The 13,772-nt window shown below is 42.3% G+C and carries 16 protein-coding genes; 15 read left to right on the forward strand and 1 reads right to left on the reverse strand.

Annotation, left to right across the window (positions count from 1 at the left end; translation table 11 throughout):
- From ACQRD1_RS04770 to ACQRD1_RS04800, 7 genes are all read left to right on the forward strand, one after another.
- Nucleotides 1-228: PLDc N-terminal domain-containing protein (locus ACQRD1_RS04770; RefSeq protein ID WP_427786970.1), on the forward strand; the 228-nt coding region annotated here is incomplete at its 5' end.
- Between the two features lies 1 nt (nucleotide 229).
- Complete coding sequence (locus tag ACQRD1_RS04775; RefSeq protein ID WP_235232852.1) at nucleotides 230-1,126, forward strand: ABC transporter ATP-binding protein; 897 nt, start codon at nucleotides 230-232, stop codon at nucleotides 1,124-1,126.
- Nucleotides 1,123-1,884 carry an ABC transporter permease gene (locus tag ACQRD1_RS04780; RefSeq protein ID WP_235232853.1) on the forward strand — a complete coding sequence of 254 codons (762 nt, stop codon included), beginning with the start codon at nucleotides 1,123-1,125 and terminating at the stop codon, nucleotides 1,882-1,884. The genes ACQRD1_RS04775 and ACQRD1_RS04780 overlap by 4 nt, the downstream gene beginning before the upstream one ends.
- Nucleotides 1,885-1,966: 82 nt before the next feature.
- Nucleotides 1,967-3,283 carry a sensor histidine kinase gene (locus tag ACQRD1_RS04785; protein WP_235232854.1) on the forward strand — a complete coding sequence of 439 codons (1,317 nt, stop codon included), beginning with the start codon at nucleotides 1,967-1,969 and terminating at the stop codon, nucleotides 3,281-3,283.
- Nucleotides 3,280-4,032 carry a response regulator transcription factor gene (locus ACQRD1_RS04790; protein WP_235232855.1) on the forward strand — a complete coding sequence of 251 codons (753 nt, stop codon included), beginning with the start codon at nucleotides 3,280-3,282 and terminating at the stop codon, nucleotides 4,030-4,032. Before ACQRD1_RS04785 ends, ACQRD1_RS04790 begins: the two co-directional genes overlap by 4 nt.
- A complete protein-coding gene (locus ACQRD1_RS04795) occupies nucleotides 3,935-4,225 on the forward strand; it encodes a YmaF family protein (RefSeq protein ID WP_268826469.1) in 291 nt (96 codons plus the stop codon). The genes ACQRD1_RS04790 and ACQRD1_RS04795 overlap by 98 nt, the downstream gene beginning before the upstream one ends.
- 90 nt (nucleotides 4,226-4,315) lie before the next feature.
- Nucleotides 4,316-5,854, forward strand: a complete 1,539-nt coding sequence (locus ACQRD1_RS04800; RefSeq protein ID WP_235232857.1) for an alanine/glycine:cation symporter family protein — start codon at nucleotides 4,316-4,318, stop codon at nucleotides 5,852-5,854.
- A gap of 59 nt (nucleotides 5,855-5,913) precedes the next feature.
- On the opposite strand, the gene ACQRD1_RS04805 is transcribed toward ACQRD1_RS04800, so the two are convergent.
- Nucleotides 5,914-7,152: an amidohydrolase family protein gene (locus ACQRD1_RS04805; protein WP_235232858.1), complete on the reverse strand. Its 1,239-nt coding sequence runs from the start codon at nucleotides 7,150-7,152 to the stop codon at nucleotides 5,914-5,916.
- A gap of 202 nt (nucleotides 7,153-7,354) precedes the next feature.
- Between ACQRD1_RS04805 and ACQRD1_RS04810 the strand changes: the two genes are divergently transcribed.
- From ACQRD1_RS04810 to cysK, 8 genes are all read left to right on the forward strand, one after another.
- Entirely contained in the window at nucleotides 7,355-8,590 is a 1,236-nt protein-coding gene (locus ACQRD1_RS04810; protein WP_235232859.1) for a threonine/serine ThrE exporter family protein, read from the forward strand.
- A gap of 29 nt (nucleotides 8,591-8,619) precedes the next feature.
- Nucleotides 8,620-9,450 carry a deoxyribonuclease IV gene (locus tag ACQRD1_RS04815; RefSeq protein ID WP_235232860.1) on the forward strand — a complete coding sequence of 277 codons (831 nt, stop codon included), beginning with the start codon at nucleotides 8,620-8,622 and terminating at the stop codon, nucleotides 9,448-9,450.
- A 4-nt stretch (nucleotides 9,451-9,454) separates the two neighbouring features.
- Entirely contained in the window at nucleotides 9,455-10,147 is a 693-nt protein-coding gene (tsaA, locus tag ACQRD1_RS04820) for a tRNA (N6-threonylcarbamoyladenosine(37)-N6)-methyltransferase TrmO (RefSeq protein ID WP_235232861.1), read from the forward strand.
- Nucleotides 10,148-10,173: 26 nt separating this feature from the next.
- The gene (locus tag ACQRD1_RS04825) at nucleotides 10,174-10,686 is read left to right on the forward strand and encodes a GNAT family N-acetyltransferase (RefSeq protein ID WP_235232862.1); all 513 of its coding nucleotides are present in this window, start codon (nucleotides 10,174-10,176) and stop codon (nucleotides 10,684-10,686) included.
- A gap of 11 nt (nucleotides 10,687-10,697) precedes the next feature.
- On the forward strand, nucleotides 10,698-11,111 hold the full coding sequence (locus ACQRD1_RS04830) for an Rrf2 family transcriptional regulator (RefSeq protein ID WP_347376749.1): 414 nt from the start codon (nucleotides 10,698-10,700) through the stop codon (nucleotides 11,109-11,111).
- A 119-nt stretch (nucleotides 11,112-11,230) separates the two neighbouring features.
- Nucleotides 11,231-12,106, forward strand: a complete 876-nt coding sequence (pdxS, locus tag ACQRD1_RS04835; RefSeq protein ID WP_427786971.1) for a pyridoxal 5'-phosphate synthase lyase subunit PdxS — start codon at nucleotides 11,231-11,233, stop codon at nucleotides 12,104-12,106.
- A gap of 1 nt (nucleotide 12,107) precedes the next feature.
- On the forward strand, nucleotides 12,108-12,668 hold the full coding sequence (pdxT, locus tag ACQRD1_RS04840) for a pyridoxal 5'-phosphate synthase glutaminase subunit PdxT (RefSeq protein ID WP_427786972.1): 561 nt from the start codon (nucleotides 12,108-12,110) through the stop codon (nucleotides 12,666-12,668).
- A gap of 165 nt (nucleotides 12,669-12,833) precedes the next feature.
- Nucleotides 12,834-13,766: a cysteine synthase A gene (cysK, locus tag ACQRD1_RS04845; protein WP_427786973.1), complete on the forward strand. Its 933-nt coding sequence runs from the start codon at nucleotides 12,834-12,836 to the stop codon at nucleotides 13,764-13,766.
- Nucleotides 13,767-13,772 lie beyond the last annotated feature (6 nt).

Here is a 13,772-nt window from a genome sequence, read left to right on the forward strand (position 1 = left end):
ATATGGAAAAAGGAGGAAAATAATATGCCAGAGGTTCAAGAATTATTACCATTTATTATACCACTTGTCATTGTAGAATTTGTATTTCTTATTTATACTGTTCATCATATTTTGACACATCAGACTTATAAGAGAGGGAACCGTGTTCTATGGATGATCGTTGCGATTGTCGGTATGGAATTTATCGGACCAATTCTATACTTCCTTCTCGGAAAAGAGGATAGTTGATATGGATATGTTGACACTTTCTCATGTTGCAAAACATTTTGGAGAAAAACAGGTGTTAAAAGATGTGTGCCTTCATGTACCGGAGCATACGGTCTTTGGATTCGTTGGACAAAATGGAGCTGGAAAGACCACATCTATGAAGCTGATCCTGGGGCTTCTGGCCTGCGACAGCGGTGAGATTGAGGTGAATGGAATGCCGGTGAGGTATGGCAATACAGCGACCAATCGTTTTATCGGTTATCTACCTGATGTACCGGAGCTCTATTCCTTTATGACGTCTCGGGAATATTTGAGATTCTGTGGCGAGATTACAGGTATGCCGACAAAGGAAATCAAAAACCGCAGCCAGGAATTACTGGAACTGGTAGGGCTGGCAGAAGAGAAACGTCGGATTAAAGGCTTCTCACGTGGGATGAAGCAGAGACTTGGAATTGCCCAGGCACTTTTGAACCGGCCGAAGTTGTTGATCTGTGACGAGCCGACTTCGGCTCTTGACCCGGTCGGACGTAAAGAATTGCTGGATATTCTGGTGGAGGCAAAAGAACAGACAACAGTGCTGTTCTCTACCCATATTCTCTCTGACGTGGAGCGCATCTGTGATGAGCTTGCATTTCTACATGACGGAAAGATTGCTGTTCAGGGAACCATGGAAGAAGTACGGAAGATACGGAAAGCTACAGGAACAGAACTGGAGATGGAAGATCGGCAAGGGATTGAAAAACTTCGAAGGGCATTTCCGTTTCTGAAATTAATCGGCTCTCATCGTCTGCTGTTGGAGAATCCAGAACAATTACCAGATATACTGCATTTTCTGGCAGATAAGAAGATGCCTGTTCTGCGCATAGAACGAAGGGAACCGACATTAGAAGATCTGTTCATGGAGGTGATTGGAAAATGATGGCATTTTTGAAAAAGGAATGGATGGAGCTTATTCGTACGGGTCGTGTGTGGATGTTGTTATTGATCTTTATTTTGTTTGGGATTATGAATCCTGCTATGGCGAAGCTTACACCGTGGATGATGGAGATGATGTCAGATTCTCTGGCGGATGCAGGCTTTTTGCTTACAGATGTTAAGATAGATGCAATGTCTTCCTGGACACAATTCTATAAGAACATCCCCATCGGACTGATCATATATGTGTTGATGTGCAGTGGAATATTTACCACAGAATATCAGAGAGGAACATTGATTCCGGTGGTGACTAAAGGACTGTCACGGGGAAAGATTCTTCTGGCGAAAGCGGTGATGCTGTTTGGAATGTGGACAGTACTGTATACTCTCTGTTATGGAATCACATATGGATATAATGCGTATTTTTGGGACAACAGCATCGCAGAGCATCTTTGGTTTGGCGCTGTCTGTTACTGGGGATTTGGTCTATGGGTCATTGCAGTATTGATACTTTTTTCTGCGATATGTGACAGCAATACTCAGGTTCTGCTGGGAACGGGTGCAATTGCTCTGGGGGTATATTTTATAGGCATGTTCCCACAATTACAGGATTATCTGCCAACAAAATTGATGGATGGAATGACATTGCTTCAGGGCGGTGCAAAACCAGAAGATTATTATGTGAGTCTGGCAGTGGCTGTGGGAATGGCTGTATTATGTCTGGTAATGTCTTGTATTTGCTTTCATAAAAAGCAGTTATGACCTTTTCTATAAAAATAACACATTTTTCTGCTATCTTTGAGAAGCGGTCTCGGTTACAATATCAGTAAAGGGGTGAATGAGTATGCTGCGAATGGAAATTGCCTTATTACTGATATTGTTTTTTGTGGCTATGATTTATTTTTCGGCGGGAAGAAAACATACAATGCTGCATCGGACATTTTCAATCCTGCTGGTTGTGATTCAGATTCATCTGGTATTTGATGCTGTTACGATCTATACGGTGAATCATCTGGAAGCGGTACCGTTGACGTTGAATGATATTCTGCATCGGTTTTTCATCGGAACGATGGTGCTGATTGTATATCTGTTTTATCAGTATATTGCGATACTGGTAGAAGAAGAGACCGGAAAGCCTCGGAATTTTGACCTTGCAGCAAGAATCTATCTTGTGGTGGCTGAATTGGGAGCGATGCTTTTGCCGGTTCACTATGCCGTTACAGAGAAGGGGAATTATTCCGATGGAATCCATGCAAATGTATGCTATGTCAGCATGGCATTCTATCTTCTCCTGTGTGTATGGATGTTATTGTCTAACTGGAGAGAGATTGACCGGAAAAAGAAGTTTGCCATTGGTGCAGCCCTTGTAATTGAGGTATGCGTATCACTGTTGCAAGCAGTCAATCCGACCTGGCTGATCAGCGGTATGGGGCTTACCTTAATGACCATGTCTTTTTATCTGACTTTGGAGAATCCAGACATCCTCCGGGCAGAACTGACGGAGCAGAAGATGTCCATGCTATACCTGAAAAGTCAGGTCAATCCACATTTTCTCTATAATACTCTTGATACGATCCGTATTCAGGCACAATTGAATCATGATAAGCCGGTTGCCGATCTTCTGATGCGGCTGGTAGACTTTTTCCGCCTGAGTGTAAAGATAGATCGTCAGATGGTTGCCTTAGATGATGAACTGGAATTGTTGGAGTCATATATGGATCTGATGTGTTATCGGTATCCGGAACTGGTGTGCAATTATGATATTGACCCGAATCTCGGAGGTGTTTTGGTTCCGAATTTTATCCTGCAGCCGATTGTGGAAAACAGCTTGCTGCATGGATTGAAAAATAAGGGATATCGGGGAGAAGTGAAGATCTCCGCTCAAAGATCAAAACTGAAGGAATCGTTTATGGAGATTCAGGTGTCTGACACGGGCAGTGGTTTTGCAGAAGGGAAGAAAGAGAAAATCGAGGATTTACTTCGACATTATGATAAGCAGGCCCCGAAGCTGGAAGGGAACAGTATCGGTATCTTGAATGTTCAGAAGCGGATCAAACTGCTCTGTGGCAGAGAATGTGGATTATGGTATACAGAGAATATTACAGGAGGTGTGACGGCACATCTGTTGTTGACCATGGATGAAGGGAAGGGTGCGAGATGAAAAAGCTGAGAGTATTGCTGGTAGATGATGAGATTATGATTCGGGAAGGCTTCAAGCGATTGTTTGATTGGGAAGCACATGACTGTGAAGTAGTAGGCGAGGCAGCAGATGGCATGGAAGCATTAGCCCAGATTGATGCATTGCGCCCGGATATTGTAATCATGGATATTAATATTCCTATTATGAGTGGACTAAAAGTAATTCAGGTCAGCCGCATCAAGCATCCGAAGATCGCTTATGTGATCGTATCAGGATATGATGATTTCTCTTATTGTCAGCAGGCACTCAGACTGCAGATTACGGACTATATTCTTAAACCAGTAGATTATGAGGAATTCGGTATCTGTATAGACAATCTGAAAATCTCTCTGTATGAACAGCGGATGGCAGAGGAACACGAGCCGAAAGAACAAGGGGAACGCGTAATCATAGGGATTACCCGGTATCTGCAGGAACATCTGGAAGAAGAGGTGAGCCTTTCCGTTCTTGCCGAAGAATTTCACCTGAACCCACAATATATCAGCCAGCTTTTTAAGAATGAGATTGGAGTAGGATTTCTTGCCTATCTGACCAATATTCGGATGGAAAAAGCAAAGAAGCTATTGCTCTCAACTTCATTTCCGATTGCGGAGATTGCACAGAAGACGGGATATGGAGACTACCGGGTATTCACAAAAGTGTTCAAGAAAGCGGAAGGAATCACACCGTCTCAATATAGGAGAGAGTTCCTGGTGGCAGGAGAAATCTGAGCCTGTAATTCTGATACCTTTTTCCGATGAATATTTTCATGAATTCTGTGGCAAAACTACGGGTGCGATTGACGTGGGAAATGGAAAACATGTTCATTTTATCAAGGATTGTACCGAAGAAGAGGATAACCACAAGCATGAATTTCAGGCTGCAACATTGATTGACAGTCCGACAGACTTTAAGTGTAAATAATGAAATCTGGATGCTCCGGAGTGTTCCAGGGTATCTTTACCACAGGGTACTTTTTTGATACAATGAAAAAAACGAAAGAGAGGCTAGTGTATGCAGGGGATTTTTGAATCAATTAATGGGATTTTTGCCTTTGTAGGTCCGTTATCGGATTTTCTGTGGGATTTCCCAACGAATTTTGAGTGGTATTCATCGATTCCGCTTCTTGGAAATTTTTCATTTGCAATCATATTGCTTTTGGGCTCTGGAATTTTTTTCAGTTTCCGAATCGGTTTTATGCAGGTGACCTATTTCAAAAAGGGAATTAAGATTATGACGGAGAAGAGGAAGGTTGATACCGGAATCTCTCCACTTGCAGCGTTCCTGTTAAGTTCTGCCATGCGTGTAGGACCGGGAAATATTATCGGAGTTACAGGTGCCATAGCGGTGGGAGGTCCGGGAGCCCTATTCTGGATGTGGATATCTGCATTTTTCGGAATGGCAGTGGCTTACATGGAAGGTGTGCTGGCGCAGATCTTTAAAGAGAAGAAAAATGATGAATTTATCGGAGGGCTTCCATTCTATGGAAGAAAACTTCTGGGAAATAAAGTCTGGATTGGAGTGTTCCTATCCGTGCTTTATATCTTATATGCCCTCTGTTGTCTGCCGGCACAGGGATTCAACGTGGTATCCTCTGTGGGAAGAATGGCTGAGATCGTAACAGGAGCAACGATTGCGACAGATTCTGCATTTTATTATGCAGTGGGAGCGTTGATCATTGTATTGACAGCTGTCATAGCTTTTGGCGGAATTAAGAAAGTAACCAAGTGGACGGATAAGATGGTTCCGGTAATGGCGGTACTTTATATCATAACGGTGTTGATACTGATTCTCTTAAATCTTGGTTCGGTTCCGTATTTCTTCCGTGCAGTTTTTGGCGGTGCGTTTAAGCCGGAAGCGTTCTTTGGCGGAATGTTCGGAACCGTCCTGGCACAAGGTGTGAAGCGTGGATTGATGTCGAACGAGGCTGGTCAGGGTACAATCACCATGTCTGCAGCCGCTTCTGACGCAAAGCATCCATGTGAACAGGGTATCCTGGCATCTATCGGGGTGTTCCTGGATACCATCGTGATCTGCACACTTTCAGGGTTTGTTGTAGTTATGGCGCACTGCTGGGATGGACCGGATGCAGCGGCTTGGGCAGAACTTGACAAGCTTCCGAAGTTTACAGAGTCTATTGCGACACTGACACCGGGAACAGCAGCCAATGCACTGGTGACCTTTGTGATTACATTGTGTTTCTGCATGTTTGCATATACCTGTCTTCTGGGAATGATCAGCTTCTCTGAGATTGCAGCCAATCGAATCCGTAAGGATAAAGGCTTCATTAATGTAGTCAGAGGAATTGCACTTTTTGTAGCAGCATTTGGTATTCTGTGTAATATTGCCGGTCTGGAATTGGGAAACTTATGGGCATTTTCGGATCTTGGAAATATCCTGATCGTGTTCTTCAACGTTCCGATCGTCTATGTGGGAGCGAAATATGTGCTTCGTGCTACAAAGCATTATAAGAAAAATGATGGGACGCCATTTACTTCGGAAGTGGTTGGAAGAACAGACTGTACGTTCTGGGATGAACGGGCAGAGAAATGATACTTAAAATGTAAAATAGCTTTCTCAGGGAATGGAACCTTGAGAAAGCTATTTTTTAATTACATGAACATATTCTGTGTTCCTACATAACGGATGCCATCTTCAAATACTCTTTTTCCTCCAAGAGTTACCAGTTTGACATCGTTTAGAAGAGTAATGTCTTTACTTAAGTCACCGCCGACCACGAGGAGGTCTGCATCCAAGCCTTCTTTGACCAATCCGCGTTCATTTTCAAAACCAAGCACTTTTGCAGGATTGGAGGTTGCAGTCTGGATGGCCTGAACTGGTGTGATTCCATATTCCACCATATACTGCAGCTCTCTAGGAAGTGGCAGCAAAGGAGAACCATAGACTACCATATCGGTTCCGGCAAGAACGGTTACGCCTGTGTCGTAAAATTTCTTGAAATTGTCACGGTAAGCCTTGTATGCTGGTTCGAAATATTCCCAGTTGGCCATTTCTTTCTGCATGACTGGATCATTGACCGGTTTGCCGGCACATTCTTCCAGATTCTTCTTGGTAATCTCATACAGATATGTATAAGCCATGATTGTAGGCGTCCATGCAAGTCCCTTTTCAGCCATCTGCTGTGCCTGTTCATAGGTCATAAAGGTACCATGCTCAATGGTATCAAATCCAGCATCAATACTCATCTGGATACCTGGCTGTGTTCCGGCGTGAATTCCACATTTAATTCCTCTTCTGTGACATTCATCGACAGCTGCATCCAGTTCTTCCTGGGTATATTCTGGAATGTGGCTGCGGTGGGTTGTGAGGATTTTGATCCATTCAGCACCGTCACGCACCTGACGACGAATCTCCTTACGAATCTCCCAAGGTCCATCCACCTGTGCGATATCATCATCCCATCCATGGCCACCGGTCATGCACATTCCATTATCAACATGCGTGATTCTTGGAATCGTGATAAATCCCTTTTCTGCGGCTAATTTTAAAGTCGCACACAGTTTTCTTGCAGATGTCATATCACGTACACTGGTGATGCCGCGTTCAAAAGCGGACTGCGCATGCTGGACTGCAAATAATGTGATCAGCTGATCGTTGTAATTGAAGCTGTCCGGCTGTGAAAACCAGTAGCCAAGATGCACATGCATATCACAAAGTCCTGGTAAGAGCGTTGCATCCCCATAATCCTTTACTTCTTTTTCAGGAAACTCTGCGATGAGTTCTTCTTTGGTGCCGATTTTCTTGATCTTGCCATCTTCAATGGCAACCGCCTGATCTTCAAGAACGGTCTTTCCGTCGCCGGTAATCATGTGTTTTGCGCTAATAATCATAGTAATTCCCTGCCTTTGTTTATTTATTGACATAATTATAACGCATATTGATAAGAATAGCTATCCTTGTACTAGATAATAGTGAAAAAAATATCATATGAAAAGTTTAAAAAAATGGCTTGACTTCTGGAAAATCAGTGTATATGATTCGTATGTCGGTGTTTATCAAATGCAAAATAATTATAGTTATTGAGGTAGTTTTATGAATTATAACAAAATTTTACAGGGGATTCTTGATATTGGAGAAGCAATGCTGCAAAGTGGTGCAGAGAATTTCAGACTGGAAGACAGTCTGTACAGAATGTGTAAAAGTTATGGATTTACACGGTATGATGTATTTGTAATTCCGAGTAATATCCAGATAACAGTGGAAACACCGGAAGGGGATATTATCACTCAGATCCGGCATATTGAATCAACAGATATTAATTTTGATCGTTTAGATTATTTGAATAATTTGTCCCGTTATGTCTGTCAGAATAAACCAGATGAGAAAAAATTACGCGAAAAGTATCTGGAGGTTATGAATCGGGAAGAGCAGCATCCTGCTGTTAAGTATTTTGCAGGAGTTATGGGTGGAACCGGATTTGCGGTTTTCTTTGGATGCGGATTTATGGATGCAATCGTTGCAGTCATTGTCTCATTGATGATCGTAGTGGTTGGCGAATGGCTGAGTAAAAGAGAAAGTAATCTTATGGTATATAATATGATTCTGTCTTTCTTATCAGAGGTCATTATCATTCTGCTGGTGCGACTTGGAATTGGAAGCCATGCGGAATGGATTATGATTGGAATTGTTATGCTTCTGATCAGTGGACTTGGAGTGACGAATGGAATCCGTGACCTTTTGCAGAGAGACTTTATCTCTGGATCTTTGAATATCATGAATGCGTTTTTAGGTGCAGCCGGAATTGCGTTTGGAATTGCGCTTGCTATGCTCCTGCTGGATGGCGTATCTTTGGAAGGATTTATTTTAAATAACAGTATTCCGATTCAGTTGATTTCCTGTACGATTGCATGTACTGGTTTTGCATGGTGGTTCAAGATTAAGGGAAGACAGGTATTATATACCAGTGTTGGTGCGTTTTTTACATGGGCAATTTATCTTGTAGTATTCGAGTTAGAGCCAAGTAATTTTCTGGCAACTCTCTTAGCATCGATTTTCGTGGCATTTTATGCATTTATTATGTCTAGAATTAACAAAGCTCCATCTACCATCTTTTTGACAGCTTCAGTATTTCCGTTGATTCCAGGACCAAATCTGTATTATATGATGTATGGATGTGTGAGCAGGGATATGGAGATGGCATTCAGCGAAACGGTTGTTTTACTTGCAACCTGTCTTGCTATTGCATTTGGTTTTATCATTGTAGATGTAGCTTCAAGGGGAATTATGCGCACATTGAAGAGAGAATATCATATCAGTAAGAGTTCATAGAAGATACGTGACTTATAGGGAGGGTATAGATGCTGACAATTGGAACGCATATGTCGATTGCCAAAGGACTGGCAAAAACTGCAGAAAATGTGGTGGAGATGGAAGCAAATACTATGCAGATCTTCAGCCGCAATCCCAGAGGTTCTAATTTTAAGACATATGCGGATGAAGAGATTGCAAAATTTCAAAAAATACGGCGGGACAATCAGTTTGGCCCGCTTTTGGCGCATGCGCCATATACCATGAATCTTGCCAGTGCGCAGGAAAAAGTGTATGAATTCGCATGCACAGTGATTCGGGAAGATACGGCCAGGATGGATGCGCTTGGAATTGAGAATATGGTATTTCATCCGGGCAGCCATACCGGAATCGGAATAGAGGCAGGCATAGAGAATATTATTGCTGGTCTTGATCAGGCAATTACCGGTGAAGAGAATATCACGATACTATTAGAGACTATGACGGGAAAGGGAACAGAGATTGGTGCAAGGTTCGAGCATCTGAAAGCAATTCGTGATGGTGTGAAGCATCCGGAGCGTATTGGTATCTGTCTGGATACCTGTCATGTATTTGCGGCAGGATACGATATTGTCAATGATCTGGATGGCGTTCTGGAAGAATTTGATCAGGTCCTTGGTCTGGAGCTTTTAAAAGCGATTCATCTGAATGACAGTATGATGCCATTTGGCTCTCACAAAGATCGACATGCGACGATTGGTTCGGGAGAGATAGGAATGAATACGCTGCTACATGTATTAAGACATCCGTTATTAAGGGAACTTCCTTTTTATCTTGAGACACCTTTGGATGATCAGGGACACAAAGAAGAGATACAGATGATCAGAGAGAAGTTGAGTTAGATTTATGGATGCAGGATTAACATTACGACCGATTGCATATATACATACAGAGTTTTCGTCTAAGTTTGGAATTCCCCGCCAGAGTGGACTGGCGGATACGAAAGCAGAGATTGTTTTTACGCCAGAGTATCGTAATCCAGATGCATGCAAAGGAATGGAAGGATATTCACATCTCTGGCTGTTGTGGGAATTTACCGAGGCAGTGCAAAAGGAATGGAGTCCGACGGTAAGACCTCCAAGATTAGGTGGGAATCAGCGAGTAGGAGTGTTCGCTACGCGTTCTCCATTTCGGCCAAATCCTATCGGACTGTCTTGTGTTGAATTAGAGAAAATAGAATTAAGGGAAGGGTTAGGAATTGTGTTACATGTAAAGGGAGCCGATCTTTTGGATGGGACTCCCATTTATGATATTAAGCCGTATCTTTCTTATGTAGACAGTTACCCAATGGCGAGAGGAGGATTCTCGGAGAAAGTAAGAGAGTATAGACTTGAAGTAGAGATTCCAGAACAATGGATTGCAATCGTTCCTGAGGAAAAACAAACGGTGTTGAAACAGATTCTCAGCCAGGATCCCAGACCGGCTTATCAAAAAGATCCTGAACGCGTATATGGAATGGAGTATGCGGGGATGGAGATTAAATTTCAAGTACGAGAGCAAGTATTGACTGTATGTGAGATAAAGAAACATTTTAAATAGATATATATAAGATTAGGAGGGTGTGTATGGATTTTATAGTAGCTTCTTATGAGCATATTGATAAGATGTGCGAGATTACAGAACAGGCAAAACGACAATTACGTGGTCTGGGGCTCGATCAATGGCAGAAGGGATATCCTTCCAGAGAAGTGTGGCTACAGGATGCGAAAGAGGGCTGTACATATCTCGCAGTGGAGGATGGAGAGATTGCGGGAGTATTTGCATTTCAGACGACTCCAGATCCATCTTATGCGCAGATTGACGGGAAGTGGTTGACAGACGGAGAATATGCATCTATGCATCGTGTTTGTGTGTCTGATGACTTTAAAGGTAAGGGTGTTGCCGGAAAGATGTTCCAGTATGGATTTGAGATGGCGAAGAAGGCCGGATTCCGGGCAGTAAGGATTGATACACATCCGGGAAATCTTCCGATGCAGAGAGCACTTACTAAGGCAGGATTCGTCCCGTGTGGTAATATCCGTTTAGTTGGCGGATGTGAAGATGGGGATCCAAGAATTGCTTTTGAGAAAATTCTGTAGGAGGGATTTTGGTGAAGATTTCAACAAAAGGACGTTATGCGTTAAGAATTATGATTGATCTGGCCAGACATGATGAGGGAAGCTATATTCGGTTAAAAGATATTGCAGAACGGCAGAATATCACATTGAAATACATGGAACAGATCATGCCGCTTCTGACAAAAGCCGGATATGTAAGAAGTTACCGAGGAAATAATGGTGGCTATATGTTGGCACGTAAACCGGAAGAATATACTGTGGGAGATATTTTACGTACAACAGAAGGAAGCATGGCACCAATTGCGTGTATTGAAGATCAGCCAAACCGCTGCCCAAGATGTGAAGAATGTACAACATTGCCGTTTTGGGAAGGATTGTGGAAGGTTATCAATGAATATACAGATCGCTATACATTGGCAGATCTAATGGAAGATAAAGATAAATAAAAAGAAAATAATAAAGTGGCATGTACAAAAAAAGCAAAACTGGATATTTCAAAAATGCCAATTGTAAGTATAATACTCCTATATAACATATTAAATATATAGTAAAGGTAGTATATCGAATGAAGGAAAACAGATATGAATTAAATAAGCAGTTGGCACAGATGTTAAAAGGCGGCGTTATTATGGATGTTACAACACCAGAGCAAGCCAAAATTGCAGAGGCAGCAGGTGCTTGTGCAGTAATGGCTTTGGAGAGAATTCCTGCGGATATCAGAGCAGCAGGTGGAGTATCTCGTATGAGTGATCCAAAGATGATTCGGGGAATTCAGGAAGCGGTGTCTATTCCAGTTATGGCGAAGTGCAGGATTGGTCATTTTGTAGAGGCTCAGATATTAGAGGCAATTGAGATTGATTATATCGATGAAAGTGAAGTCCTTTCTCCTGCAGATGATATTTATCACATTGATAAGACAGAATTCAAGGTTCCATTTGTCTGTGGAGCGCGAGATCTGGGAGAGGCACTTCGCCGTATTGCAGAAGGAGCATCTATGATTCGCACGAAAGGAGAACCAGGTACCGGAGATGTTGTTCAGGCAGTCAGACATATGAGAGTTATGAATGCAGGGATTCGTCGGGTTGTGAATCTTCGTAAAGACGAATTGTTTGAAGCAGCAAAGCAATTACAGGTTCCAGTAGATTTGTTAGAATATGTGCATGAGCATGGAAAACTTCCAGTGGTTAATTTTGCAGCCGGCGGTGTAGCTACACCAGCAGATGCAGCGCTGATGATGCAGCTTGGAGCAGAAGGCGTGTTCGTAGGTTCCGGAATCTTCAAATCTGGAGATCCGGCAAAACGAGCCTCTGCAATTGTAAAAGCAGTGACTAATTATACAGATGCAAAATTAATCGCAGAATTGTCCACAGATCTGGGTGAAGCCATGGTCGGTATCAATGAGCAGGAAATTGAACTTCTTATGGCAGAGCGAGGAAAATAATATGACAGTAGCAATCTTAGCCTTACAAGGCGCATTTGCGGAACATGGACAGATGTTGGATAAGCTTGGTGCAGATCATTTTGAGATACGACAGAAAAAAGATTTGGAGAAAGAGTTTGATGCACTGATATTACCGGGTGGAGAAAGTACCGTAATGGGGAAATTACTTCATGACTTAGTCTTATATGAATCAATCAGAGATAAGATATTGGCGGGAATGCCGGTATTCGGCACTTGTGCAGGATTAATCTTATTGGCCAAAGATATAGAAGAGGAAGCAACACATCTGGCAACTATGGATATCCGTGTGAAGCGGAATGCATATGGAAGACAGCTTGGAAGTTTCTATACGGAAGATGAGTTCCGGGGGATAGGAGAGATTCCAATGACATTTATCCGTGCACCATATATAGCAGAAGTTTTTGGCGAAGCAGAAGTTCTGGCTCGGGTAGACGGAAAGATCGTAGCCGCAAGGCAGAACAATCAGTTAGTGACCGCGTTTCATCCAGAGCTGTCAGATGATCTTAAAGTGCATCAATATTTTTTGAATATGATTTCTTAGATAAAAGCCATCAGAGATATACAGATATCTCTGATGGCTTTCTTGTGCTTTTGAAAAAATAATTATAAAATATAGTTGACAAATATGAGAAGTAGGAATATAATCCTATTAAACCCATTAAAAAAGTAGGAAAACGGAAAATAAAGAAAAGGAAGGAATAGAGACATGGCAAAGATTTATAAAGGAACATTAGGACTGATTGGAAATACACCACTTGTAGAGGTGGTTAATATTGAGAAAGAATTAGGATTAGAAGCAACGGTTCTGGTGAAATTGGAATATTTCAATCCAGCAGGAAGCGTAAAAGACAGAATTGCCAAAGCAATGATTGAAGATGCAGAAGAAAAAGGAATATTAAAAGAAGGTTCTGTCATTATTGAACCAACATCAGGCAATACAGGAATTGGGCTTGCTTCCATTGCAGCCGTAAAGGGATATCGTATTATATTGACGATGCCTGAGACCATGAGTGTTGAGAGAAGAAATATTTTGAAAGCATATGGAGCAGAGCTGGTGTTGACAGAAGGTGCAAAAGGAATGAAGGGAGCCATTGAAAAAGCAGAAGAACTTTCCAAAGAGATTCCAAATAGTTTTATCCCTGGACAGTTTGTTAATTCTGCAAATCCTGCAATTCATAGAAGTACAACGGGTCCGGAGATCTGGAAAGATACAGACGGAAAAGTAGACGCATTTATTGCCGGTGTAGGTACAGGAGGAACACTTACAGGTGTAGGTGAATATCTGAAGTCTCAGAATCCAGATGTAAAAGTGGTAGCAGTGGAACCGGCGGGATCTCCGGTATTGTCAGAAGGAAAAGGTGGTCCGCATAAGATTCAGGGAATTGGTGCGGGATTTGTTCCAGAGGTATTGAATACATCTGTTTATGATGAGATTATCAAGATTGAGAATGAAGATGCATTTGAGAAAGGAAAACTTCTTGCAAAATATGAAGGTGTTCTGGTGGGAATTTCTTCTGGAGCTGCGTTGTCAGCAGCAATTCAGCTGGCAAAACGCCCGGAATACAAAGGCAAGACGATTGTAGCATTATTGCCGGATACAGGCGACAGATATTATTCTACACCACTGTTTACAGAATAGATGAAT

Origin of the sequence: Bariatricus sp. SGI.019 (assembly GCF_050315235.1) — a bacterium.
GTDB lineage: Bacteria > Bacillota > Clostridia > Lachnospirales > Lachnospiraceae > JAFBIX01.